Here is a 26,414-nt window from a genome sequence, read left to right as displayed (position 1 = left end):
TCCAAGACGGAGAGCCTGCGGACACTAATCAACACCTTTTAAGGGTGCTGGTTGGTGTCCGTTTTTTATTTGTCGGGAAGGAGTGGCACCATGAAAAAAGAAAAGCCCAAAAAGAACACGCAGAAGCTCACTGACAGAGATTTAAGAGAGCTTATGGGGCAAAACGTGCAAAGACTGAAAAGAGCCAAAGGCGGGGCGTATAAGCGTAAATAACGGGAGGGAATATAGATGACAGATCAAATGATTGCTTGGAAAGTAGAAGAATGGATTAGAGACTATGAATTTATGCTACGAGAGATCGACAGGCTCACAAGGCTCCTGAATCGTGTTGAATTTGCAGGAGGTCAAAAGCTAACGGCAACATACGGTGATGAAGCTGCAATGCCTAAAGGATCAGCAGGAATAAGCCAAGCTGAACTAAGGCATCTTGACCGCAGAGAAAAGCGATTGCTCAAATACGAAGCCATTGCTAATTTTCTTAATAAAGCTGTGAACCAAATGCAAGAGGAAAGACATTTAATCGTGTATGACTGCATGATGACTGGAATGAGTTACACCGCTATATCTGATCACCTTGAATGCTCAAGAGACACAATCAGAAAAATCAAAACTGAAATAATCGGCAATATCGTCAAAGAAGTCAAGAAAGTCAATTTTCTTCAACATTTGAAATCACTTAAAACCGCAGTGTAAACTTGAAGGCAGGACGGGGAGGCATAATTTCCCGCGTCTCCACAAATTAATATATTTTCACTTGCTCTTGCGAGCTTGGGATTCGTTCGACAAATTTCGTAGACTCCTCAACTTTATCAATCTTATCCGATAATAAAATCGAGGAGTGAGTAGAGTTGGGTAAAAAAAATAAACGTGCAATAAAAAATAAAAGACAAAATGAAAAAATTAAGAAATTAGATAATGAGAACCACACGAAGAAATTAAAGGAATTAGAAGATGTGATCTACACATATCGAGATAAAGAATTACTTGCTTATTTTTTGAAAGAATTTAAATACGGTCAAGAAAAAAATTACTATAAAAAAAATGTGATACTACTTTATAATTTAGAAATTGAATGCCTAGAATTTGCGATAGCAAGGTTTTCACATATGGATAATAGTCTAGACCCTGTTAGAAGAAATCTAATGGCAATAGTGCCTTTATTCGCTGCATTTCTTACGGTCGCTTTTAATGTTAATGAAAATAAATGGTCAGGGTTTATATTTGTGACGGTATCAGTTCTAATTGTTCTGTGGCTTTTGGATAAAGACAGAAAGGATAGAATTGTTACAGGTTACATGTTAAAAACATTTGAGCAAGTAAAGGCAAGAAAAGAAAAGGAAGAAAAGTGATTTTCGTTCGACAAATTTTGCGAATAGTTCCATGTGCTCGCTTTCTGCCGATATAAAGGCGGGGGTGATAAAGGTGAATTTTGAATCTAAATATTTAGTAAGATGGGGACTCCCTGGATGGGTGTTTATGATATTTATAACCCTGCTGTATTTAATAAACAAACCAGAGTATATACCCCAAATTCTAAAGTATAAAGGTTTCTCGCTAGTAGGTTTTACTGCACTAGCAGCAGCACTAGGATTAATTTTAGGGCATATCATTCATCAGATTAGTTTGTTTTTCTGGTTTGTAATTCCAGAATACAGAAAAAGAAAATGGTTAGTTTACTTTGATAAAGAATTTAAAATAGATAAGCGAATCATTGAAGAAGAACTTGGGAAAGGAATTAAAAACATATACAGTTATCGTTTAGGGCAACTACATGCGAGAAGAGGCTTACTTACAAGTTTAATGCTGTCATTTGTGACTATAGCAGTCCTCTGTTGGACAGATTTAAACTTACTCAGCGGAAAAACGATAATACTTGAAATTGGTAACGGTGCTCTAATAATGATTATGCTGATAAATTATCACTATTTTGATAGAAACCTAGAATATTTTATGGACAGAGTAAATGAGTTTAAAAAACAAAGTAATTCAAGTGATAACTCTGAACAATCTAATAATGAATAAAATGGCGCCTCTATTATTAAGGTGCTTTTTTTGTTCCCTGTAAATTACTTCCGGTGAAGAATCTCTATAAAAAGTATCGGCTTAAAGGTAGAGTGCGGCGGCAGTTTAGAGGAAATAAAAATCCCAAAACAACACGAATCAGAAGGAGGCGGCAGGTGAATGTAGATGGAATCCAAGCACATTCAGGCGGAGAAAGATTACGTCAAAGGCATGAAATACAAGGACCTTGCCGAGAAATACGGGGTGTCGATAAACACCATAAAATCGTGGAAAAAGCGGCATGGTTGGGAAAGGAAAAAGGTGCACCCAAAGAAAAAAGTGTGCACACAAAAAAAGGTGGGCAACCCGGCAACAAAAACGCTGTAGGAAATAGCGGCGGTGCTCCTGTAAGAAATCAAAACGCAAAGACGCACGGCTTTTATTCAAAGCACATGCCAGCAGAAGCGTTTGAGATCATGCAGGACATTCAGGAGTTTTCGCCCGTTGATTTACTTTGGGAACAAATACAAATTCAGTTCACCGCTATAGTGCGGGCACAGAAGATCATGTTTGTTGAAAGCAAAGACGAAATGATCAAAGAGCTGAAAAAGAAAAAGTCAGTCGTTTCAGATTCAGCTGACATCGAAGAAGAAGAATATGAGTTTCAGTTTGCTTGGGATCGTCACGCTACATTCCTAAATGCTCAATCTAGGGCGATGTCTGAGCTTAGGGGCTTGATAAAGCAGTTTGACAACATAGCCCATGAGACAGACGAAAGACGGCTTAAACTGGAGCAGATGCGCTTGAACATTGATAAAACAAAAGCCGAAGTCGAGAAAATGGAATTAGGTGACGTTGCTCCAGTTTACATTGTTGATGATATAGGTGATGACGATGATTAAAGTATCGGAAGTGCTGGCACCGGCATTTCGTGAGTTTTGGAGATACAGAAGAGCAAAAGAGCATCTTCATTACGTTCTAAAGGGCGGCCGGGCTTCTGGTAAATCATTCAGCGTGGGCGTTGGTGTGGTAACAGACATCATTGAATACCCTGTTTCCGCTCTCGTGTTGCGTAAAGTACAGAATACGCTTGTTAAATCTGTTTTCGCACAGATAAAGCAGGCAACGGTAACGCTGGGTGTCTCTCATCTGTTCAAGTTTGTTCCTTCCAGGTTAGAGATCACATACAAGCCGAGAGGGAACAAGATTTATTTTGCTGGTGCTGACGATCCTGACAAGCTCAAATCAATCAAAGACGCTGACTTTCCAATAGGTGTCATGTGGATAGAAGAGCTTGCAGAATTCAAATCCGACGAGGAAGTAAGCACCATCATGAATTCGGTTCTACGTGAAGAACTAACACACAAAATAAAGCCGGACAACCCACGTAAACGAGCAGGGAAGTTTGATTATACGTTCTATTACACATATAACCCGCCGAAGAGAAAACAAAATTGGGTTAACAAGAAGTATGAAACGTCATTCCCTGCCGAGAACACGTATATTCATCATTCAACATACCTAGACAACCCTCATCTATCAAAAGCGTTTATCAATGAGGCTGAGACAACTAAAGCCAAAAATGAAAAGAAATATAGATGGGAATATCTTGGTGAAGCGATTGGAACTGGTGTTGTTCCGTTTGATAACCTTCAAATCAAGAAAGGTAGCATAACTGATGATATGGTCCGCTCCTTTGACAATATACGTCAAGGCGTTGACTTTGGTTATGGTCCAGATCCGCTTGCTTTCGTCAGATGGCATTATGACAAGAAGCGAAGCAAAATATATGCACTTGATGAATTATATGATCACAAAGTTTCTAACAGAGAACTAGCGAAGTGGATTAAATCAAAAGGCTATGAAAGCAATGAGATTACAGCCGATAGCGCTGAACCAAAAAGTATAGACGAGCTTAAAAAGGAACACGGCATTAGAAGGGTTTCAGGAGCAAAGAAAGGCCCTGACTCGGTTCAATATGGCGAGGAATGGCTTGGTGATTTAGATGAAATAGTCATTGATCCATTGAGAACACCAAATCTAGCCCGTGAATTTGAGAACATTGATTATCAAACAGATAAAGACGGCAACCCGAAACCACGCCTTGAGGATAATGAGAATCACTCTATTGATGCAACTAGATACGCATTTGAGCGTGATATGAAACAATCTGGCGTAAGGGTGCTTACTTGATTAGAAAGGGGGAATGACCATGTACCCAACTTCGCCAACACACACAGAAGAGCTGCTTAAAATCATCGAGGACAGCGCAGAAACATCTGACAAGCTACCCGATACAACCATTCTACAAAAGATGATTGATAAACATGCTGTAGAGCGGGATCAGATGCTCGAAGGTGTCGCTTATTATCTTAACCAAGCGGACATTAAGAAACGCAAACGCTATTACTATAAACATGGCGTTAAAGTGGTTGATACGGAGAAACCAAACAATCGAATCTCTCATAACTGGCATAAGCTGCTTGTTCAGCAAAAGGTTCAGTACCTTTTAGGGAAACCAATCACCTTTAACGCAGAAGAAGAAAGGTTTCTTGAAGTTGTGAATGATTTTATAGACGAAGACTTTGACGACTGTATGCAGGAGCTTCTTAAAAACGCCAGTAACAAAGGCAAGGAATGGCTTCATCCATTTGTTGATGAAGAAGGTAACTTTGATTATCTTCGCATTCCAGCAGAGGAAGTCATACCGGTTTACGATTCAACCAAAAAACGCAGCTTGCTATATGCTATCCGTTACTATGATGTTAAAAACATTGATGATGAGATCACCCGCAAAGTGGAATTGTACACAGATGAACAGATTTTCTACTATGTAGAGCGTAACGGATCTTTAGAATTAGACTTCGACTATGAAAAAAACCCTGAAAGTCATTTCTACACCAAACAAGGGAAAGGGTATGGCTGGGGTAAGGTACCAATGATCGAGTTTAAGAACAATGAAGAGGGTGTCAGTGACCTTATCTTCTATAAAGACTTGATTGATCAATATAATGACAACATTTCAAATAACGCAAACACGTTTGATGAAATGCAAGACTTGATCTACGTCATTAAAAATTTCGCAGGTCAAGATTTAAACGAGTTCACAACGAATCTACGTCACTATAAGGCTGTGGAAGTGTCAGGTGAAGGCGGTTTAGAAATGAAGAGTGCTGAAATTCCAATGGATAGCGCAAATTCACATCTGGACCGATTAGAAGAGAATATATACCGCTTCGGACAGGGTGTAAACAACAATCCTGACAAAGTGGGAAATTCACCGACCAACGTTGCAATTAAAAATCTATATTCATTGCTTGATCTAAAGGCGAATGAAGCAGAGCGGAAGTTCCGGCCAGCTTTAAGCGCCTTTTTTTGGTTCTTCACTGAATATCTAAAGATGACAGGACAAGGAGAATACGATCCCACGCTCTTACAGATGACATTTAACCGCTCTCGAATGACAAACGAACTTGAGCAGGTTCAAATGGCGAATCAGAGCACAGATTTAAGCCGAGAAACGCGTCTCGCAAATCATCCTTGGGTTGATGACGTAGAAGCAGAATTACAGCGTATTGAGGCAGAGGAAGCCGAATACAGAAACAGCATGCCGCCGTTAAATGAGATTGAAACGGGCGGTGATGAAGATGAATCAAAACGAGATTGATAAGCTGCTGGACGACATGATCACAGAGGATGCCAAGAAAATTGATGCTGTCTTTGCTAAGAGATTGAAAGAGATTAATCAGCAAATGGCCGCACTTTTTGCTAAGTACGGAAAAGATGGTTCTCTTTCTATGGCTGATCTGAATAAGTACAACCGCTTCAAGAAAGAAATGGAGCGGATGACAGAGGAATCAAGCAAAGCATTTAAAACGGTGCTTATCATTGTCGAAGCATTAGCCGCAAAGCAGTTTCTTGAGAACTATATGAGGTCAGCTTATCTCTACGAGATAGAAGCAGCGGTGAAGATGGGTTATACGTTGCCAACAACTGCGATGATTCAACAGGCTATTCTAAACCCGATAGCTGAATTGACTTTATCGGCTTTATATAAGCGTCACCGTGATGATTATGTTCGACAGATTCAAATTTCCATTGCTCAAGGCATACAAGCTGGCGAAGATTACTCAAAAATAGCCAAGCGAATTGAAAGAGCGACCGAATTTGCTCGAAAGAAAGCCCGTGACGTAGCGAGAACCGAAGTTCATAGGGTACAGGTATCAGCAAGAATGGAAAGCGCTGAAAAGGCTTCTAAGCATGCAGGTTTAGAAAAGGTTTGGAATGCTACCCTTGACCTAAAAACAAGGACGGGGCACAGAAAGCTAGATGGGAAGACCGCTAAAAATGGATTGTTCGTTTCTATTTATGGAGGTGTCGGTCCCGCTCCCGGTCACATGAATAACGCCAAAGATGATATAAATTGCCGCTGCACGGTTGCATTCAAAGTGAATGGCAAAATGCCGGACACAAGAAGAGCGAGAAAGGGCGGTACTGGAGCGGGTGAAGTCATTCCATACCAAACCTATGAAGAGTGGTACAAAACAATTGAGGGAAAGGGGAAATAATTCATGAAAGAGAATGAACGTGTTAAATATCTATTAGATATGCTCAATAGCGTAATTCAATACAATGATCCTGTTACTTATGATGAGATTGTCAGTGAGTTGAAGGAATCACTATTTACTCATGAAGCGTTTGATACAAAGACTGCTGAAAAAATGGTTGCATTACAAGAAGAGTACAGAGCAAAAGCCAATCATTCTAGTCAATTTAATGGATGGGACATTGTTACTGCTAAGCTAACAAACATTTTCAACAAAATAGACAAGCTTTAAAGCTGGTTACTTATGTGACAGCTTTTTTCTTTTGTCCTGAGCATGACATAAAAAGGCTCTTTTGCTCATTCTAAAGGCTTGGAGCCAAACTAAAGCGTAAATCCTGTGCGTGAGGTGGACACGCAAAAAAACATCAAAGGAGAGGTTGAAATGAGTTTAAAAGAATTACTTGGTGACGATCTGTATGCTCAAGTCATTGAAAAAGCTGGAGATCAAAAGATTGATATTGTTAGCAACGGTCAATGGTTCCCGAAAGAGCGGTTTGATGCTGTTAACAATGAAAAGAAGGAATTGAAAAGCCAGCTTGACGAGCGGGATCAGCAGTTAACCGCTTTACAGAAGCAAGCGAAGGGAAATGAAGAGCTTCAAAACGCAATTGAGCAGCTGCAAGAAGAAAATAAAAAGGTGTCTGAGGAATATCAGCAAAAGCTGGAAAAACAAGCCTTTGACTTTGCTCTCGAAAGTGCTTTACGTGATGCAAAGGCGAAAAATATCAAGGCTGTAAAAGCCAATTTAAACGTTGATGGGCTTAAATTATCTGATAGTAAGGTAATTGGTCTTGATGAGCAGTTAACCGCTCTTAAAGAGAGTGACAGCTACCTATTCAATGCAGAGAATGACAGTTCACCAGGTTTAGCTGGAAGACAGCCACACGTTAACCCATCCGCACCACTGAAAGGCAATATTACCAAAGATCAATTCGAGAAAATGGGATATAGCGAAAGAGAAAACTTATATCGTGAAAACCCAGAGCTTTATCAACAATTAACTAATTAAAGGAGTGTTTTAAATGGCTTTAACAAAACTAGAAAATATGATTGTGCCAGAGGTCATGGCCGATATGATTTCAGCGAAGTTGGACAAAGCAATTCGTTTTGCTCCATTCGCTAATGTTGACAAAACATTGCAGGGAAGACCGGGTGACACTATCACTGTACCAAAGTGGAAATACATTGGTGATGCGAAAGATGTTGCTGAGGGCGCAGAAATCGACCTTGACTTGCTTACTAGTGATTCTGAGACGTTTACCATTAAAAAAGCAGGTAAAGGTGTAGAAATTACTGATGAGGCAATGTTGTCAGGGTATGGTGATCCAAAAGGCGAGGCAGTCAATCAACTATCTCTTTCTATCAGCAACAAAGTTGATAATGATCTGCTTGAGGCTTTAGGTCAAGCAACACTCATCTATGAAAGTAAGTCAGCATCATTTGATGTCGATACGTTGGATGAAGCCATCGGCATTTTTAATGATGAAGATCCAGAAGATATGTTGTTGTTTGGTACTCCTAAAGACATTGCTGCTTTAAGGAAATCAGCTTCAGATAGTTGGACACGTAATACAGATCTAGGGGATAGTCTTCTTGTATCAGGTGTATTCGGTGAACTGCTAGGTGCTCAAATCGTACGAACAAAGAAACTTCCAGAAGGAACGGCTTATCTCGTTAAACGTGGTGCATTAAGTCTGTTCTTGAAAAGAGATATTTTTGTTGAAACAGACAGAAACATTACGAAGAAAACAACTGTTGCAACAGCTGACAAGCATTATGGCGTTTACTTATACGATGAATCCAAAGCGATTAAAATTACGCTTGCTACTACACCTAACGCGCCCCAAAATCTACAATTAGAGAACGCAAGTGAAAATGAAATCACTATTTCATGGTCTCCAGTAGAAGGGGCGACATCATACGATGTATATCGAAGCGGCAAAAAAGTAACGAACACAACGGAAACAACTCATACTTCAACAGAGTTAAATCCAGATGTTCAATATACGTTTGCTGTTGTTGCGATTAATGATGCAGGTGAATCAGAGAAATCAGAAAACCTAGTCACTCGCACAACAAAATCAGCAGGCTAATGAAAGGGTGATCCAATGGACATCCAAAAAGTAAAAAGAATGATAGGAATGACCACAGATAAGCATGATGATTACTTATCAGAGGTTGTTCCTATTTTTGTTGAATACGCTTCTGATTTTTGTAAGAACAAGTTTGATGCAGATGACCTGCCAGCGGGTGTAAAAATCTTTGTTGCGAAAGCTGTTGAGTTCAACATGAAGCCAGCAGGTTTGGCAAGTCGAAGTATGGGTGATGTGTCGTACTCTTATGACACTGATTTTCCTGAAACGGTCACTAAGTACCTGTACCCGTATAGGAGGGCTTATTGGTGAGTTATGTGTTTGAAGAGTTCCCACATGAAATCACGTTTCAAAAGCTTGAAAAAGTGCCGGACGGTGGCGGTGGCTACAATGAAGAGTATGTGGACCATCTGACAATTCCCGCTCGGGTGACAAGTGTTAAATCGGGAGAATTTTATCAAGCTCAACAGCTACAAAACCCAGTTGATCACAATGTCTATTTCGAGTACAGAGAGGACATTGAAAAGACCATGAGAATTAAACACAAAAATAAAATACTCACGTTGAAATCAGACCCTATTGATCAAGGCGGGGAAAATGAAATCATGTGTCTCAAATGCCAAGTTTCAGAGGTGCTCAATGGCTGAGGTAAGCGGAAAATGGGCGAAACAGATGGCGAAAACGGTTGAGAAATTTGAGCGCAAAGTCATAGATCGAGCAAAACAAGTGGTCACAGAAACAGCAGAACTGATATATAGTTATGCGGTCATTAACGCACCAACAGCAATGATTGATGGTGGGAACCTTAAAAACTCGATTGAGGTTGAATATCGTGACGAAGGATTGAAAGCCATCATCACTGTTGGTGCTGATTACTCCGTATATGTTGAATACGGAACAGGAATTTATGCAGAGGAAGGCGGCGGCCGTCAAACACCGTGGGTCTATTATGATGAAAAGCTAGGCCGATGGGTGATGACAAGAGGTATGAGGGCACAGCCATTCTTTAACCCAGCTGTCGAAGAGGGCATGCGGCACTTCGCAAGGGAAATGCAATAGAAAGGAGCTGCTTAAATGCGCTCATCATTGTGGCCGTTACAGGCTGCTATATTTGAAAGGCTATCAATGGATAAGCGATTGAACGAACGTGTTACAGGCGTTTTTGATGCGGTTTCCAAAGATATTAAAAAGCCTTATGTCTCAATGGGTGATGACGATGTGGCCTTGTTCGAGACAAAAACATCTGCTGGCGAGGTTGTAAACGTGGTTTTACACTGCTGGTCAGACTATTCAGGGAAAAAGGAAGCACAACAGGTCATAGACTTCATGTTGCAAGCATTGACAAAAAGGCCCCTAGAAGTAGAGGGCTTTTCTTTATGCCGTTCTGAGTTGCGAGGGATGCAGGTCATCACAGACATAGACGGATATACAAAACACGGTATCTTGCGAATGAGATACACGATAAACAATTGAGAGGGTGGTTTTAGTGGTAAACCTATTGAATGGTAAGGATGAAATCTATTTTGTTCAATCGATGGATGCGGCAGATGATGAGGGTTTATTTATTGCATTCCAGACGGAAGGCTCTCACACAAAAGAGCAGGACACGCTGGATGAAAGTACAAAGTCAGGCCGTATCGTTGGGTATGGCACAAAAGTGAATCTGTTGAATTATCTTTCTACGCCGCGGACAATGATCCGGGTCAAAAAGCCATTGAAGCGGCATTTGATAATGAAGAAGCTATCCAGGTTTGGAAAGTGAATCTCAACTTAAATAAAAATGGGAAGCATGATTCGGAATATGGTCATGCCATTATTGAAAACCTTGAGAAAAGCGCGCCACAGGATGGATTTATTGAGGTTTCAACAACGTTACCTGTATTGGGTAAAACGCAAAAAGGTGAGCTAAATGCGTTAGATCCTGCTTTCATTGCTCAAATCCGTTCTACCGCTGGAGCTGACAGCTTTAAACAGTTCGGCGAGCTTAACAAGAAAGTTGAGACACCCTAAGCAGCCCCAAAATCTATCGTTTACCGCCACATCTGACAGTATTTCAGTAAAGTGGGATGCGGTAGAAGGGGCGACTTCATATAACGTATACAGAGGCGCAGATAAGCGTCTTGATAAAAACGTCACTGACACAAGTTATGTTTCAACAGGAATGAACCCTGATACCAAATTAACAGTGAATGTGACAGCAGTGAATGAAGCTGGCGAGTCTCCAATGAGTGAAATCGTTACACAGACGGCACCAGCCGAAACAGGAGAATAACACTTGAAGGGCCTCCAGATAATAGAGGCCCTTTTCTATTACAAAAAACAAATCGGGGGTTTTTATAAATGGCTACTTTAACAATTGGTTCAAAAGAATATACAGCAAGATGTGACTTTGCATTTGATCGTACAGCAAACGAGAAATACACAACGAAAGAGGAAGACAAAGCAGGCGGAACGCTTAACATTTACATGGGTTTACTCAATGAAGATGCTTTTATGTTATCTGCTTTTTGGGATTGCGCTCTTTCTCATCTTAAAGGGAGTAAACCGTCTCCAGAACAAATCGAAGATGCAATTATGAAAATCATTGAAGAAGATACAAAAGGTGACGCGGTGGATCGCTTGGTTAAAGAAGCTTTCCAAACACTTGAAAACGCTGGTTTTTTCAAAGGAAAGATTCGTCAGAACTGGACGCTACTCGAGAAGATGAACAAACCGAAGAAAGTTGCTCCGAACGAGACACCAGAAATGGCAGCGAAGCGGATCGAGGAACAAGAGACCGGCAAGGAATACTTGGAAATGCTGAAACAAGCCCGCAAAGAGTTGACGGGATTGACTACCTCCAAGTAATTGAAGATGCAGCTCGTTGGATGGGTGTCTATGACAACGATCTCATCATGTCATGGACTCCAAACGAGTATAAACGCAAGCTCAAGGCGGCCAAGCTGCGTGAAATTGATGAAATAGAGCGAATGACAATTAACGCAATGTTTCATCGGTATGCGAATAACGCTAAAAAAGTTAAGCCGTCACAAATGTTTGATGCACAAAAAGCTAGGGCTGATCTTGAGCGTGATGTCACTAGCAACCGTTTCAAAAATCAAGTGGATGCCAAACGCTTGAACGATCTCAACATTGGATTACGGAACATACTTAGAAAATCAAAAGAAGAGGGGTGAGGGTTTGATCGAAAAATTAACGGCGGTTGTCGAGGCACAAACACGTAAATTCAAAAAGCAAATGGACAAAGTGAACGATATGATGCGCCGCATGCGCGATCATCATACGGTTGAAGTAGATGCTGAAATTGCTGATTTTCAAAGGCGTGTACGAGAGGCAGAACAGCAGATGGATAGTTTCTTGCGCCGACACGAACGCAACCGAGTTGACCTGGATGCCGATGCAGACCCTTTAACTAGGGCTGTTAGAATGGCTCGTCAAAAATTGCGAGAAATACCTCAACGGATCAATACTTACTTTACGGGTGATAACAATCCATTAACTAGTTCAATAGCTCGTGCTAAAGCGGGGCTGAGGTCTATCGCCCAAAGGGTGACAACCGTCATTGCCGGGAATCCTACTCCTTTAGGACGAGCTGTAATTGTCGCACGTACGGCATTATCTACTATCTCTCAAAGGGTAACGTCAATCATTGCAGGTAATGCCAGCCCGCTTGTTTCAACGGTTGCTGTTGCTCGTACCGCTCTTGCTTCGATTACTTCCAGAGTAACAACAGTGCTATCAGCAAATGAGGGGCCACTTCTTTTGGGAGTTGCCACAGGGCTTACAGCATTATCAAGTATACCGAATAGAGTCAAAACAGTAATAAACGGAAGTGCAGCAGCATTGATAAGGTCAGTAGCTGTTGCAAGAGCAGCTTTAGCGACAATACCGAGAGAAATTTGGGTGAAGATTGAGGGCAGGCTTGACAACTTTGAAAATGCCATGAACCGGTTAGCAAAAATCACAAATTCAATTTCAACGGTATTTGGGAATGCTATACGTGGTGGATTGTTAGCGTTATTACCTGCCATCGCTCCCGCTTTAGCTGGTGCTGTTGGTGTGCTTGGTTCACTTGGGCCAATGATTGGATCTGCTACAGGTGGATTAATGGGGCTTGTTAGTGCCTTTTCTACTGCTGGAACGGGTGCCGTGGCGTTTGGTGCATTAGCTGTTACATCTATTGGTAACGTAATTAAAACGGGGCAAGACTTAGATAAGCTACAAGCCAAGCTAGATGATGCTACAAATGCAAAAGAGCGGGCTAAAATCATGGAACAGATAAACGTGTTGCAACAGTCGCTTGGAAAAGAAGAGAAGAAAGCCCTTGCTACTTTAGAAGATTTTAAAGATAACTGGCAAGAGATCGCAAGCATAACCCAGAAGCCTATCCTTAAATCATTTACCAACTCTCTCACAACGTTTAAGACGGTTTTGAATAGTCTTAGACCGATGTTTGTGAGTGTCGCAAATGGAGCGGTTACATTATCAAAAAACATGGATAATGCTTTTAAAGCTCCTGACCTGCAAAACTTCATCAAATGGATGAACAACAATGCTGGTCAAGCATTTGTGACGTTTGGAAATATTGCTGGTAACGTCTTGAGAACAGTCATGAACCTTATTGTGGCTTTTGGTCCACTAGGAAATGATATGGCTGCAAGCATGGAAAAAGCAACAGCTTCATGGGCTAAATGGGCGGCTGGTTTAAGCTCGTCACAACGATTCCAAGACTTTATTTCGTATACCCGTGAAAACGGCCCGAAAATCTTAAAAGTTATCACAAACTTTTCAGGCGCATTACGCCGCTTATTCGCTGCGTTCGGTCCAATGTCAGCAGACATGCTTACATCTTTAGTTGATATGACCGCTCGTTTTAGAGAATGGGCCGGTACAGTTCAACATACAGAAGGTTTTAAAAACTTCATTGCCTACATCGAAAAAACAGGACCGACAGTGTGGAGCACACTTGGTCAAATTTCCCGGACTATAATAAATCTTCTTGTTGGAATGGCACCACTGGGGAAAACGATCTTGGAAAATGTAAATAGTTTTTTGAAATTTTCCAATGCAGCAATGGAAGCAAATCCGATAATCGGTCAATTAATTGCAGGTTTCCTATCTACTATTGGTGTAGTAAGAGCTTTGACACCGATGATCGTTTCTTTCTCCACACTCTTTTTGAGGTGGCAAGATATAGTAGCAATAGCAACAAAAGTCGGGTCAGCTATTAAATTGATCGGAACAACTTTCGGGATTGTATCAAAGGTATTTATGGCAAACCCTATATTGTTAGCAATTGCGGCCATTGGAACAGCAGTATTTCTTGTTATTAAATACTGGGAGCCTATTTCTAAATTCTTTATAGACTTGTGGAACAAGGTTACTAGCTTTACGCAAAATGCTTGGAATGGAATTTTGAATTTTCTAAAAGTTTTGTGGGGAAGTATTAAGGAAATATCCTCAAGCGTTTGGGGTGGAATTAAAGACTTTATAACTGGTATATGGAACGGAATTAAAAAGGCAGCGATAACGATTTGGAATGGAATCAAATTGTACTTTACAACGCTTTTCAAAATATACAAAACAATCTTCACAACTGTTTGGAATGCCATTTCTAAAGTGGTTAAAGCTGTGTGGAATGGATTGAAGAAAGCCGCAATGACCATATGGAACGGCATAAAAGCGTATTTTACGACATTATTTAAGATATATAAAACTATCTTCACGACAGCTTGGAACACTGTCAAGAAGATTGTTACAACAGTTTGGAACGCTTTAAAAAATACTGCATCTAAAGTCTGGAATGGGATTAAATCATTCTTTAGCAGCGTTTTGTCTGGAATTAAGAACTTCTTCGTGAACAACTGGAACAAAATCAAAAGTACGACAACGACTGTTTTCAACACAGTAAAGACTTTTATCGGGAGTGTGTGGAATAAGATCAAATCGACAGTCGCAAATGTTGTCGGCGGTATATGGAAGGCTGTTTCTGGAAAATTCAACGATATAAAAAATACTGTTGGAAGCAAAATGAATGACGTAAGAAGCAAGATTAAGAGCATTTGGGATAAAGTGATGTCTTTCTTCAAAGGAATTAACCTTTACAACATCGGAAAGAACATCATTCAAGGGTTAATCCGTGGCGTTGGCGGGATGGCTTCTAGCTTATATAAAAAAGCATCTGATATTGTGGGTAACGTCAAAAACACCTTTACCAAACTATTTAACATTCATTCTCCTTCACGCTGGATGCGTGATGAGATCGGTTATAACTTGGGTGCTGGTATGGCTGTAGGTCTTGATAGATCAACAAATACAGTTGTTTCTTCTGCTAAAAAGACAACGCAGGCGGCGCAAAAAGCATCACAAGCTGAAATGAAAAAAGCACAAAAGCAAGCGGCAGCATTGAAGAAAAAACAAGCTGCTGCGGCACGTAAAGCGAATGCGAGAAGAAAAACAGGCATTGATAACAAGATTAGAGCTGTGGAAACCAAGTTTGACACAGGTAAGATCAGCTCAAAGACATACATCAAACAACTGAACGCGATTAAAAAGAAAAACAAGCTAACATCCACGCAAAACGCAAAGATTCAGCGGGAAATATATAACGCTCAGAAAAAAGCACAATCACAGCAAAAGAAAAAGGCACTTGAGGCACAGCGCAAAAAGGCAAAAGCGCAGCTTGCTTATCAAAAGAAAGTGTCTCAAAAGATCGCTAATGCAGAAGTGAAATATGACACAAAAAAAATAAGCGGTCAGACATATATCAAGCAGCTTGAAAAGATTAAAAAGAAAGAAAAACTGACTGCTGCGCAGCGTAATAAGGTACAGAAAGAAATCTATGCAACTAGAACCAAACTTCAGAAAGAAGCGCAGAAGAAAAAAGATGATGAGAAAAAAGCGGCTGATAAGCTGAATAAAGGTCTTCTCTCCGCCAATAACAGCTATTTGTCCAAGTTTAAAAGCATAAACGATAAGTTAACCAACGACATCAAGAAGGCCAATGAAGAGTATAAGAACGCTCTTAAAGATCGTACGGATTCCATTTACAACGCTATGGGATTATTTGATAGTGTCACCACAGAAAAAGTCAGTGGGTCCAAGTTGTTAAATAACCTGCAAGCACAAATAGATAGAATGAAAGGTTTCCAGTCCGACCTATCAAAACTATCAAGCAATGCTCCAAAAGAATTCGTTGAGGAACTAAGAGAAATGGGCGTGGGGTCTGCTGATCAAATTAAAGCCATTGCTGCTATGTCTGAACCAGAGTTAGATAAATATATCTCTCTATGGAAACAGAAGCACAATATGGCGAGTGAACAAGCGACAAAAGAGCTTGCCGGACTCAAAAACGAAACAACCAAGAAGATCGCAGAATTGAGAAGTGCAGCAAATACGGAACTGAACAAATTGAAAATTGATTACATGAATAAAATTTCCCAATTAACTGTAAATGTTAAGCAACTGGGATCACTTAAAAAGAGTGGAAATGCAATTGGTTATAACACGATGGCAGGAATTATTTCAGGTATGAAAAGCATGAAAGGAGAGCTTGCGAAGGAAGCCAATACTATTGCTGCCACAATCGAGAAAACTATCAAGAAGAAGTTAAAAATTCATTCTCCTTCACGTTTAATGCGTGACCAAGTGGGTGTCATGGTGCCAGCTGGTATTGCTGTGGGGATTCAGCAAGGCGTGGGTACTGTGAGTAAAGCAATGAATGCCGTAACAGATGCAATGTATATCAAACAAGAAGATTTAAACATCGCTTACGATGCTTCTATTACAAACAGTAAAATAGGAGCGGTTAAACACGAGTTAAGCGCAGAGCTGCAAAACATTGAACTGCCTGAGCAAGTTATTGTTATAGAAATGGATAGCAAAAAGGTTGGTCAAGGTGTTGCAAAACCTGTAGAACATGAGCAGAAGAGAGCTAACGCAAGGAGGACGAGGATCACATGATTAATTATCAAAAACTTGTCCCCAATGAATGGAAGATTACTTTTAACGGAACCGATATATCACAATATTTCTACCTTAAAGAGACACCAAGCGGCAGGGGTGTTGTAGGTCGAGAAGTGAAAATTGACACGATAGGGAACCGCGCAGGCGGTTTTCTTCGTGGTACTAGGTTACCCGTTAGAGTGATAACCCTAGAAGTGCTATTCGCATTCAGTAGTGAAAGTGAATTGAAGAAAAAACAGGAGGAATTGAACTATATTCTTCACACAGATGAAGAAAAGCCGCTTGTTTTCTTCGATGAACCAGACAGGACATATAACGCAATATTTGAGAGTTTGACAGAGGGTGAGACAAAGGGAGGTTTGCAGCATGCCACACTAACCTTCCTTTGTTCTGATCCAAAAAAATACGGATTATCGGCGATTTATGAATTTGAGAGCGGCTTGAGGACTTTTACGAATCCAAGTTTAGCGACAATCGAACCAAAGATTGAATGTGTATTTACGGCAGCAGCCAATTCATATGAGGTGTCTCTTCTAAACTCAGATAATAGCGTGAAGAAAACTATTAAAATTGTTTATAATTTCATCGTTGGTGACACGCTTGTGATTGACATTGCTAAACGAAAAATAATGAACAATGGAAAAGCGATTATGAATGGTCTGCAAATTCAATCAGAGTTTTTTGATTTTCCTGCTCAAAAGCCAGTCAAGCTAAGGTTTAGCCATAAAAGTAGTATCAAATTCAACGAAGCTTATCTATAAGGGGGTCCGTCATGGCTGAAATATTCATTTTATCGCCAGAAGATGAACTTTTGGCTGTTCTGTCCAGTGACGGACAGGACTCATGTAATTTTTGGGATGCTAAATACAAAGAAGAACTCAACTTGGGTTCTTCTTTTTCTTTTATTGCAGATGCTTCACATCCAGATGCTAAGTATCTGTTTGAAGAGAATCAAGTCGTGTTCCGAGATAAGGACGGCGAATTGCGGGCGTTTGTTATAAAAGAGCTTGATGATACAGATGATGGTTCCGAGATTAATACGCTCGTTACATGTGAAGCCGCAATGATGGAATTGGCTGAAACAATCATTAAAGAGAAGCGGCCAAAAGATAAAACAGCACAGTATTTTCTTGATCAAGTGTTCGAACGAACTCGCTGGACCGCAGAAGTAACAACCGAGCTGGGTTTGAATTCAACATCTTTCTATAAAATGAACGTGCTTGAGTGCCTGAGCGATGTTTTGAACAAATGGGGCGGCGAGTTTAAAGACGTGGTGGAGTTTGACGGGAATACCATCACCAAACGTACTATCAAGGTATTATCACGAAGAGGAAAAGACAGCGGCAAACGTTTTGAAATAGACAAGGACACTGAAAGTATCAGACGTACTGTGATCAGCTATCCAAAAACGGCATTATACGGTTACGGTGCTTCATTAGAGACAACAGATGATGACGGAGAAGAAACAGGTGGTTATTCCCGTTTCATTGATTTTTCGGAAGTTGAGTGGAAAAAATCAAAAGGCGATCCAGTAGACAAACCAAAGGGCCAAGAGTGGGTAGGCGATCCTGCTTTATTGCAAAAATACGGCCGCTTGAAAAACGGGGCATTGATCCATAGAGAAGATATTTTCAGCGATGAAGATATTGAAGATGAAGAAGAGCTTTTGAAAGCTACTTACAATCATCTGATTACTGTGGCATCAAAAACAGAAGTCAATTATGAACTATCAGTAAAACTGCTTGAAGGCGTTGAGGGGTATGAGCATGAGCATGTCGATCTTGGAGATACAACCATCGCTATTGATCGTAATTTTGCTATCCCGATTGAGACTTCACAGCGAATTATCTCAATGGAATACGACATAACCGATCCTGAAAATACCTGTATCGTTGAAATAGGACAGTTTCTTTCAGCTTTACAAGGTGATGACCGAGTAAAGCAGCTGCAAAAGATCATTGATAGCAACCGTGGTACTTGGGAGCGGAAGCCGGATGCCGGAAATGTGACGGACGGCAGTTTTCCGAATACGAAGCCGCCACGTCCAGCAAATATCAAAGTAGAAGGTCTGTACAAGACTATTTCACTTACATGGGATTATGACCCGAGGTCCTTTATCGCCGCATATGAAGTGTATGCATCACAAAACAAGGGATTTACTCCGACAGCTACACAGCTTATTTTCCGAGGCAAAACAGGTGGCTGGCATCATCAAGACGGCGTGGAAGCTGATCAAGTATGGTATTACCGTTTGAGAGCAATAAACACACATGGAACGGCTAGTGATTGGTCAGACGAATATGAAGCAAAAAACGTAAGAATTCTTACCGATGATATTATGTTTGGTGCTGTAACAGCTGAAAAACTGGCATCACTTTCTGTCACAGCTGAAAAACTGTACACCGACATTGAGAATTCTAATATATTGCCGGGTTCTCTTTTAAGGTCAAGTGATTTAACAGCAATGAATTCGGGTCTTCTTTTCTTCAAGGAAAATGAAAGGTCTAATGTCGTTACTGTAATGAGGAATTCGACTTACAGTGCTGTCGGGATATTAACAAGTCAAAGAAAAGCATTGAAATTAACAAACGGAAAACAATATATCTTGTCATTTGAAGCCAAAAGAGGTTTGATGGATAACTTCAATTTTGTTTACGCAAGAAGAAATACAACTTCTACTAATACGGAAAGTGTTCTGATTCCATCGCCATACACGGACATAACAAATTTTCCAGAAGAAGAATTTGTAAGATATGATATTCCGTTTGAATTTACCGGAAAAACCAATTCGGACTATTACATCATTATAGCTGGGATTGGTGGAAGGGTGCCCGCAGTAACAGTAAATGGGATTCAACGTGGCGGGGGAGTAAGAGACATAAAGTTCTTAAAAAATATGAACTTCGCCGCATCGTACAACCCGGGGGAAATTCAAGTTATCTTCGGTGAAAATGCTTCTTTTACTACACCAGACGGAACTATTTACAAATTCCCAAAAGGAAGCACAGAAATTAGTACAAGCTTAGAAGGTACAGGGGCAAATTCTACAGAAACCAATGCTTTTTTAATGTTTACTGGATCAGATAAATCAAGGTTTACAAGCGGGGTCACTGTACAAACATACGATTTCAGGGTGGTACGATATAATGGCTCACAATGGCAATACAACAATAATTCCACTTGGGTCAATTTTACGCCAAATTCACAAGATACCATTATAGGAAGTGTTACGAGATCAGCAACGACAATAGAAGGTATTGAAACTTTAGATGTGACATCTGTTTCATTTGATATACGCAATGTCCAGTTACGAACAGGCAATGAAATAAAAGAATGGTCACCAAGCCCTTATGATGTAATGTTAACGGAAAAATCTGTTACAGCACTTCATGTGAACGATGCTGCGATAGGAACGGCAGCCATTCAAAACGCAGCAATTCAGAAAGCGCATCTAGGCACAGCTATCATTGACACTGCTCATATAAATGATGGTGCCATTACAAATGCCAAAATAGCTAATCTATCTGCTGATAAAATTAACGCTGGCACGATAAAAGGTATTACGATAGAGGGGTCGCTTATAAGAGGAGCGAGGATTGAACCTATTTCGGGGTCAACTGCATTTGAATCGTTTATTGAAGCAGATCAGATTTATCAATTAAGAAAAACCATTCACGATCTTACTGTAAAAAGATATGAACAACTTTCAATTAAAGCAGGTTACATTACACAGGAATATGGAAATAGAATTGGTGAGAATGAAACACAAGAGCCGATTAGTACCGTTGAGGTAAGAAGAGGCGGTATAGAGTTTTTTTCAACATCCAAAAAAGAAAACATTTCGCATAAATTAAGGTTAGAAACAAACCCGGGTGTTTCTAATGGGGCAGGCGTAACTAATAGTTGTACTCAAGCGGTCTTTTCACAGAATGACGAAGATGTTTTGTGGTTTATGGTAGACTCCGTAAGTAGCAAACCACGTCTATTAATTAACGGAAAAGCATACCTTGAATCTTATTACAAATCATATTCTGTTTCAGCAGAAAATATAAGTTTGTATGGATCTGTAGGGTATATTAATTTAAGATCTCCAAATTTAGTTAATATAGTAGGAGGCAATGGGGTCTCTTTGACAACTTTTACTGGACCGGTTGAGATAAAAGGGCACGGAGAAAAAAACGGCGGAATTACATTAGATGGTGGGGCTTATAACGGATCATTTTCTCTAGGACGAGATAATACAGGAAAACGTGTGTGGTCGTCTGATATATACGATAGGTCGTACACGGGATCAGCGAACGTGTATATTACTCAATATGGAACATTGGGCCGTGTCGTTTCATCGAAGAAGTACAAGATAAGCATCGAAGAATACCCTAACGACAAACTAGAAAATATTTTGAAATTGAAACCGAAAACATGGTTTGATAAACAAGTTGCTGAATCGTATTCAGAGATATTGGAATCCGGTAGTGAAGATGATGAAGATAGACCTTATCTTGAAAGAGTGCCGGGTTTAATAGCCGAGGATCTTTATGAAGCGGGATTGAATGAATATCTCTTCTGGAGTGAACCGGATAAGAACGGAGAAAGGCAAATCGAAGGCGTTATGTATGACCGCTTGTATGCCTTATTAATACCAATCGTCAAGGAATTGAAAGATAGGGTTAACATTTTAGAAAATCAGGTGAAAGAAATGGGGAATTGATATGGAGAATAAACAGACGGTGACAGAAAAAGAAGAATTGTTTTTTTACAAATCAATGGCTTTATCAGAGCAGTTAACAAAAGCGCATTTAGAGCTTGCCGAAGCAAGGGCGCAATATACAATATGTGACAATGAAAACAAGCAGCTTAAAGAGGAATTACTTAAATTAAAACAAAACGATTCAAACCACGCTGAATAGGCGTTTTTATTTTGCCTTCTTTGAGGAGGTGTATAAAACATGCAATAGGTTGGGGGGCTAACTCATGTCAGGAATGACGGAGGTTAACGATGTGAACATCATTCAAAAAGAAATCTCAGAATTAAAAAACAGTCATACTACTTTGGCGCAACGTGTCAACATACTTGAAAGAGGTCAAGACAAGCATGATCAGCAAATTATCAGCTTGAACAATCAGCTTAACAAAATTGAAGAAAACACAACATGGATTAAGAGAACAATCACAGGGGCAATGATAACGGCTGTTATTACGGGTGTAATTGGTGGTGTGATTGCCCTTGCATTCACATTCTTACAAAAATAAATGAAATGGGGAATTGAATATGAAAAATTTAGACAAAGGCACTGTGGTAAGAACAGTGCTTCTTTTAATTGCATTGATCAATCAAATTTTAGTTATGTTTGGCAAGACGCCTTTACCATTGGATGAAGAGTCCGTAAACAATTTAGCGAACGTTTTATATGTTGCTGGCTCAACACTCTTTACAACGATTATGACGCTAATCACATGGTTTAAGAACAACTATGTGACTTATAAAGGTAAGCAACAAAAGGAAGTCTTGAAACAAAAGGGATTAACAAAATAGAAGCCGCCTTCGGGTGGCTTTTTTTATATCAAATATATTAAAAGGGGAAGATAACATGGTGAAAGTCATTCAAGACTTCATTCCGAGAAGTAATAAGAACCGTCCGGGCAACTATATGAAGCCTTTATATATTACTGTCCATAACACAGCCAATACAGCAAAAGGGGCAAACGCATCAAGTCATGTAGCTTTCGTTAAACGATCTAGTACAGCCGTTAGCTGGCATTACACTGTGGACGAAAATGTCATCTATCAGCATTTACCGTTAAACGAAAACGGATGGCACGCAGGAGACGGCAGAGGAACGGGAAATATGAAATCGATCGGCATTGAAATTTGTGAAAATGCAGACGGCAATTTTGAGAAGGCGGTCGAAAATGCTCAATGGTTGATTCGCCAGCTGATGACAGAGCAAGGTATTTCACTTTCAAACGTTGTGCCGCACAAGCATTGGAGCGGAAAAGAATGTCCTCGTAAGTTGCTTAATCGTTGGGACAGTTTCAAAGCAGGTATTGCAACTGCTCACACGGGTAAAAAGGCAACCGCGAAACCTGTAAAATCAGTACCAACAAAAAGTACAACTAAGCCTAAAACAACATCTAAAAAGGCATGCAATTTACCTTCTGGCATTTTAAAAGTTACAAAGCCTCTTACAAAGGGAGCAGGCGTAAAAGCCGTACAGGAAGCCCTAGCGGCAGTTTACTACTACCCGGACAAAGGAGCAAAAAACAACGGGATTGATGGCTATTATGGACCGAAAACAGCGGATGCGGTCAAGCGGTTCCAACTCATGCATGGGCTTGCTGCTGATGGCATTTATGGGCCTAGAACCAGAACTGTATTAGAAAGTCTCTTGAATCAGTAGAATTTTTCAAAAAATTCCTCTCTTTTATTTTACCTGCCTAACATAAATTTAGTATAATTGTATTAAAAGTGTAAGGAGAGGGCCCTTTTGGAAGAAGAATTTTTAATGTTTTTGGATGAGACAGGAGATCATAGTTTACAACATATTGATCTTTCGTACCCTATATTTGGACTTGGTGCAGCTTTTATAAGAACTGAAAAATATATAAATGAAATAAACCCTTGCTTTGATAATTTTAAATATAAATATTTCAATAAAAGAAGTGTGGTTCTCCATTCAACAGAAATTCGAAAAGCTAAAAACAATTTCAACATATTGTTAAATGCAGAAGTTCGAAGAAATTTTATTGATGATTTAAATAGTGCTGTTGCTGAAGCCCCTTTTGCATTCTGTGTTTCTTTGATCGACAAACAAAAGCATAGAGAACAGTATATTGATCCAGATAATCCATATGATTTAACCCTTGCGTTTATTTTGGAACGGGCCTTTTTTCTTATTGCAAAACGATTGCCAGGAACCAGATGTAGGATTATTGCAGAAAGTAGAGACAAAAAAGAAAATGCGAGTTTGCGAAATACATTTGAACGTTACAAAAGGAATGGCACTGGTCAGGTAAGTGCCTCTGAACTTTCTTTTATAACAGGACTGGATTTTGTATCAAAAAAAGAGAACGAGACAGGGCATCAATTAGTTGATATCTGTCTTTATCCTTTAGCGAGAACTTTTCTTACTGGGAAGTGCCATCCTTCTGTTCCTTACTTTTATAATAAAGTTTATAAAAGTGCGAGTAACTCACCGATAGGATATGGAATTAAAACTTTCCCATTTGGTTTAAGTAGAGAGTTAGTGCAGGAAATTGAAAAAAATTGTTCTTGAGTTGTTTACAAATAAGCTAATTGGTGTATAATAAAGGTAGATAAAGGGGACTGCGAATGCGCGGGCTCCTTTTTTACTTTTGTACATATTTAAAAGTTATTGAAAAGCCCTTCCGTTTGGAGGGGCTTTTTTGTTTGTCTTTATTCAGTTCGATGTCTCATTTTATTGATCGTTCTAAAAGACGCTTCAACGCCAATAAATACGACAAAGAATATTACTATCCAACTGACCAAATCTGCCCAAATATTTGACATGTTAATCACGCCGAATTTACTTAATCCCGATTGAATTACAAAGGAGATTAAAGCAGTTATAAACACAGACAGAAACCAATTTGTTTTTCTCAAAAAAACCACTTCCTTTCAAAAATTAAAGGAATTTGCAAACATACTTAGTTGTTTTATTTTCGTTCTTGTAACGTTTGCAAAATTCATGGCCGCCCATATCTAAAAGCTTTTTACCTAACCATGCTAGACCTGCCCCAGCCAATACTTTGGCCGCCCATATCACTAACGGAGCAACCATAGTTGTCGCTTCACCTTTTTTCTGTGCAGCTAATTGATCTTGATACACTTTTTCAGCATCAGTTCCGGCCAATGATTCTAAATGATTTTTGATCTCTAATGAAATATCCTTTGGTAAACCAGCATTGATAACTTTGGATTCATCAAAGGAAAAAGTTTTATCTACTTCATTGTATGTAGCAGCTTCAAAAATAGCCTGTGCAATTCTTTGTTGCTTTTGAGGGTCCCATTGTTCTTTGGCTGATGCCTGACCAAAAGCAGATGTGATTCCAAGAGTCACAATAAGTGTTAATACAAGTGTAAGTTTTACATTGAGCTTACGCAATAAACCGTTCATACTAAACATCCTCCCCCTAAAAGTATTGTCCTACACCCGTATGGTAACAATTAACAGGCTTTATTTTCCATACTTTTTATAAAAATGGTAAAAACAGACTAAATAAAAGTCCCGTCATTTGTGACGAGATTGTGAAATGTTCTTATTAAAACGCCATTCCTGCTTCTCCTTATCCCATGCCAGTTCATTTCTTGACATTAGATTTCTGACGGCTTTTCTTATAGATTGTTCGTCTTTACCTGTTTTTATTTTTAAGTCCTCCATTGTGGGGTTATTGCGTAAACGGCTCATATTATAAATGATGCGATAAATTTTCCTTTCGAGATCAGTCATACTCTCACCTCGAAAATATTTTAACAGAATGTTTGTTCGGTGTCTAAGTGTGATGTATAATTAGAGTATACGGTTTACCCGCGGAAACGGGATTATAAAAATTCGTATATTTCAATGATTTTTCTTCTTATATTACTCACACCTCGGCCGTCCTTATGGATGGCTTTTTTAATTTTAACTAAATGACCCCATGTGGGGCCATTTTGGGGCCAAAACTCTTCATTTTTCATCAAAAATGCATATTTTTAAACAGAAAGAGTATTCAAACCCCTTGATACAACTGCACTTAAGACTGAATCCTCTTAAATGTTCAGTTAGAGTAATCCACATTGACAGGGTAGAGGTCGCTGGTTCGAGCCCAGTCGGAATCATCGTTGAAACCCTTGCATAGCAAGGGTTTTTTGTTTTTTGACAACGAATATTTGTTCTGTTTCTTTTGATTGGGGACGAATTGGGGACGAACTTTATCCGCCAGATTGTTTCTCAGTATTTTTAGGATCAAAACGATTAAAGTGTTCTGCAGTGTTAAATTCTAATTTGTTTGTGACATGACTATAAATATCTGAGGTTGTTTTAGCACTAGCATGTCCCGCTCTTTTTTGAATAGATGTACCCCCACCTGTTTGGGATGGGGTACTGCATCAATACATTCAATATTTGTCTGGTGTAATTTAAATAAATAAAGTTCGTTTATCTTAATATTTAATAATGGTTCTTCCTAAATGTTGACCATTTTTAATGGCTTCAATTTTTTCAGGTAACGTATCGAGAGTAATCTCATTGACTAGGGTCGTTTGGGAGATATTCCATTCGTTTGCTATCTCGTTCCAAATTACTTTGCGTTTATTGATTGGTACATTTACAGAATCGATCCCTAGAAGGTTGATTCCTCTCAGAATAAAAGGTAACACAGTTGTTGTTAATTTAATTCCGCCTGCATTCCCGCACATGCTCATGCTTCCACCATAAGAAATTTGAGGAATGATCACAGAAGCCACATCTCCTCCTACGGTATCTAAAACGAAGTCAAATTTTTGCTTGTTTAATGGTTTTTTTAGCTCTCCTAACTATAGCAATGCTACCAACTCCACCAGTTGACCCCGTAACGAGTATATTAGGTTGATTTTTCGTACTCATACCATTTTCCTGTAAAGCCATGATAGAAAGAGCTGCGGTAAAGCCTGCTGTTCCAAAAATCATTGCTTCTTTTAAAGTCAAGTTATTTGGCAAAGGAACAATCCAATCCAGCTGGAAATCGAGCTTTTTGTTCAAAGTCGGTAT

At 39.6% G+C, this 26,414-nt stretch carries 27 protein-coding genes and 4 pseudogenes; 28 read left to right on the top strand and 3 right to left on the bottom strand.

The genetic code is table 11. From position 1 onward, the window contains the following. Positions 1 to 90: 90 nt before the first annotated feature. The 28 genes and pseudogenes from C6W18_RS20475 (at position 91) to C6W18_RS11950 (ending at position 23,939) form a co-directional block, all read left to right on the top strand. Positions 91 to 213, top strand: a complete 123-nt coding sequence (locus tag C6W18_RS20475; RefSeq protein ID WP_262982643.1) for a hypothetical protein — start codon at positions 91 to 93, stop codon at positions 211 to 213. Between the two features lie 15 nt (positions 214 to 228). Further along, the gene (locus C6W18_RS12080; RefSeq protein ID WP_105927705.1) at positions 229 to 693 is read left to right on the top strand and encodes a hypothetical protein; all 465 of its coding nucleotides are present in this window, start codon (positions 229 to 231) and stop codon (positions 691 to 693) included. Positions 694 to 848: 155 nt separating this feature from the next. Then, on the top strand, positions 849 to 1,349 hold the full coding sequence (locus tag C6W18_RS12075) for a hypothetical protein (protein ID WP_105927704.1): 501 nt from the start codon (positions 849 to 851) through the stop codon (positions 1,347 to 1,349). Positions 1,350 to 1,422: 73 nt separating this feature from the next. Then, positions 1,423 to 2,022 (top strand): BA5345 family protein, encoded by a 600-nt coding sequence (locus C6W18_RS12070; protein WP_105927703.1) that lies wholly within the window; start codon positions 1,423 to 1,425, stop codon positions 2,020 to 2,022. 165 nt (positions 2,023 to 2,187) lie between these two features. Further along, positions 2,188 to 2,903 (top strand): annotated as a pseudogene (terS, locus tag C6W18_RS12065) (phage terminase small subunit). Then, positions 2,890 to 4,194: a PBSX family phage terminase large subunit gene (locus C6W18_RS12060; protein ID WP_105927901.1), complete on the top strand. Its 1,305-nt coding sequence runs from the start codon at positions 2,890 to 2,892 to the stop codon at positions 4,192 to 4,194. The pseudogene terS and the gene C6W18_RS12060 overlap by 14 nt, the downstream one beginning before the upstream one ends. Before the next feature lie 19 nt (positions 4,195 to 4,213). Then, entirely contained in the window at positions 4,214 to 5,668 is a 1,455-nt protein-coding gene (locus C6W18_RS12055) for a phage portal protein (protein WP_105927702.1), read from the top strand. Beyond that, entirely contained in the window at positions 5,649 to 6,569 is a 921-nt protein-coding gene (locus tag C6W18_RS12050) for a phage minor head protein (protein WP_105927701.1), read from the top strand. The genes C6W18_RS12055 and C6W18_RS12050 overlap by 20 nt, the downstream gene beginning before the upstream one ends. Positions 6,570 to 6,572: 3 nt before the next feature. Then, positions 6,573 to 6,839, top strand: coding sequence for a hypothetical protein (locus C6W18_RS12045; protein ID WP_105927700.1), 267 nt, complete (start codon positions 6,573 to 6,575; stop codon positions 6,837 to 6,839). A gap of 150 nt (positions 6,840 to 6,989) precedes the next feature. Continuing rightward, positions 6,990 to 7,616: a phage scaffolding protein gene (locus C6W18_RS12040; protein WP_105927699.1), complete on the top strand. Its 627-nt coding sequence runs from the start codon at positions 6,990 to 6,992 to the stop codon at positions 7,614 to 7,616. Between the two features lie 13 nt (positions 7,617 to 7,629). Continuing rightward, positions 7,630 to 8,427: pseudogene (locus tag C6W18_RS12035) on the top strand (N4-gp56 family major capsid protein); the annotation flags it as partial. Continuing rightward, entirely contained in the window at positions 8,416 to 8,700 is a 285-nt protein-coding gene (locus C6W18_RS20325) for a fibronectin type III domain-containing protein (protein ID WP_223251708.1), read from the top strand. The pseudogene C6W18_RS12035 and the gene C6W18_RS20325, both read left to right, overlap by 12 nt. A gap of 15 nt (positions 8,701 to 8,715) precedes the next feature. After that, the gene (locus C6W18_RS12030; protein ID WP_105927697.1) at positions 8,716 to 9,012 is read left to right on the top strand and encodes a phage head-tail connector protein; all 297 of its coding nucleotides are present in this window, start codon (positions 8,716 to 8,718) and stop codon (positions 9,010 to 9,012) included. Further along, a complete protein-coding gene (locus C6W18_RS12025; RefSeq protein ID WP_105927696.1) occupies positions 9,006 to 9,347 on the top strand; it encodes a phage head closure protein in 342 nt (113 codons plus the stop codon). The genes C6W18_RS12030 and C6W18_RS12025 overlap by 7 nt, the downstream gene beginning before the upstream one ends. Then, positions 9,340 to 9,759, top strand: coding sequence for an HK97-gp10 family putative phage morphogenesis protein (locus tag C6W18_RS12020; RefSeq protein WP_105927695.1), 420 nt, complete (start codon positions 9,340 to 9,342; stop codon positions 9,757 to 9,759). Before C6W18_RS12025 ends, C6W18_RS12020 begins: the two co-directional genes overlap by 8 nt. A gap of 15 nt (positions 9,760 to 9,774) precedes the next feature. Continuing rightward, a complete protein-coding gene (locus C6W18_RS12015; RefSeq protein WP_105927694.1) occupies positions 9,775 to 10,173 on the top strand; it encodes a DUF3168 domain-containing protein in 399 nt (132 codons plus the stop codon). A 13-nt stretch (positions 10,174 to 10,186) separates the two neighbouring features. Next, positions 10,187 to 10,710: pseudogene (locus tag C6W18_RS12010) on the top strand (phage major tail protein, TP901-1 family). Beyond that, entirely contained in the window at positions 10,697 to 10,972 is a 276-nt protein-coding gene (locus C6W18_RS12005; protein ID WP_317615001.1) for a fibronectin type III domain-containing protein, read from the top strand. The pseudogene C6W18_RS12010 and the gene C6W18_RS12005 overlap by 14 nt, the downstream one beginning before the upstream one ends. Positions 10,973 to 11,040: 68 nt before the next feature. Further along, positions 11,041 to 11,547 carry a tail assembly chaperone gene (locus tag C6W18_RS12000; RefSeq protein ID WP_105927692.1) on the top strand — a complete coding sequence of 169 codons (507 nt, stop codon included), beginning with the start codon at positions 11,041 to 11,043 and terminating at the stop codon, positions 11,545 to 11,547. 20 nt (positions 11,548 to 11,567) lie between these two features. Next, entirely contained in the window at positions 11,568 to 11,876 is a 309-nt protein-coding gene (locus tag C6W18_RS11995; protein ID WP_034647808.1) for a hypothetical protein, read from the top strand. Between the two features lie 4 nt (positions 11,877 to 11,880). Next, positions 11,881 to 16,662 carry a phage tail protein gene (locus C6W18_RS11990; RefSeq protein ID WP_105927691.1) on the top strand — a complete coding sequence of 1,594 codons (4,782 nt, stop codon included), beginning with the start codon at positions 11,881 to 11,883 and terminating at the stop codon, positions 16,660 to 16,662. Continuing rightward, positions 16,659 to 17,426, top strand: a complete 768-nt coding sequence (locus C6W18_RS11985) for a distal tail protein Dit (protein WP_105927690.1) — start codon at positions 16,659 to 16,661, stop codon at positions 17,424 to 17,426. The genes C6W18_RS11990 and C6W18_RS11985 overlap by 4 nt, the downstream gene beginning before the upstream one ends. Positions 17,427 to 17,437: 11 nt before the next feature. Then, positions 17,438 to 21,373: a phage tail protein gene (locus C6W18_RS20320; protein WP_223251693.1), complete on the top strand. Its 3,936-nt coding sequence runs from the start codon at positions 17,438 to 17,440 to the stop codon at positions 21,371 to 21,373. Position 21,374: 1 nt separating this feature from the next. Next, a complete protein-coding gene (locus tag C6W18_RS11970; protein WP_105927689.1) occupies positions 21,375 to 21,572 on the top strand; it encodes a hypothetical protein in 198 nt (65 codons plus the stop codon). A gap of 64 nt (positions 21,573 to 21,636) precedes the next feature. After that, positions 21,637 to 21,915, top strand: coding sequence for a hemolysin XhlA family protein (locus C6W18_RS11965; RefSeq protein ID WP_105927688.1), 279 nt, complete (start codon positions 21,637 to 21,639; stop codon positions 21,913 to 21,915). A gap of 19 nt (positions 21,916 to 21,934) precedes the next feature. Further along, positions 21,935 to 22,198, top strand: coding sequence for a phage holin (locus C6W18_RS11960; protein WP_105927687.1), 264 nt, complete (start codon positions 21,935 to 21,937; stop codon positions 22,196 to 22,198). A gap of 55 nt (positions 22,199 to 22,253) precedes the next feature. After that, complete coding sequence (locus C6W18_RS11955; RefSeq protein ID WP_105927686.1) at positions 22,254 to 23,063, top strand: peptidoglycan recognition protein family protein; 810 nt, start codon at positions 22,254 to 22,256, stop codon at positions 23,061 to 23,063. Between the two features lie 87 nt (positions 23,064 to 23,150). Then, entirely contained in the window at positions 23,151 to 23,939 is a 789-nt protein-coding gene (locus tag C6W18_RS11950; RefSeq protein ID WP_105927685.1) for a DUF3800 domain-containing protein, read from the top strand. A 369-nt stretch (positions 23,940 to 24,308) separates the two neighbouring features. Here the strand turns inward: C6W18_RS11950 and C6W18_RS11940 are convergent, their stop codons facing one another. The 3 genes and pseudogenes from C6W18_RS11940 to C6W18_RS20640 all read right to left on the bottom strand — a co-directional run. Beyond that, a complete protein-coding gene (locus C6W18_RS11940; RefSeq protein WP_105927684.1) occupies positions 24,309 to 24,800 on the bottom strand; it encodes a hypothetical protein in 492 nt (163 codons plus the stop codon). A 114-nt stretch (positions 24,801 to 24,914) separates the two neighbouring features. Further along, positions 24,915 to 25,133: a hypothetical protein gene (locus tag C6W18_RS11935; protein WP_105927683.1), complete on the bottom strand. Its 219-nt coding sequence runs from the start codon at positions 25,131 to 25,133 to the stop codon at positions 24,915 to 24,917. 695 nt (positions 25,134 to 25,828) lie between these two features. Beyond that, positions 25,829 to 26,400 (bottom strand): annotated as a pseudogene (locus C6W18_RS20640) (MDR/zinc-dependent alcohol dehydrogenase-like family protein); the annotation flags it as partial. Between the last annotated feature and the right edge of the window lie 14 nt (positions 26,401 to 26,414).

This window comes from Bacillus sp. LLTC93, assembly GCF_002993125.1.
Lineage (GTDB): Bacteria > Bacillota > Bacilli > Bacillales > Bacillaceae > Bacillus > Bacillus zhangzhouensis.
This window is presented reverse-complemented; position numbering and strand designations above follow the sequence as displayed.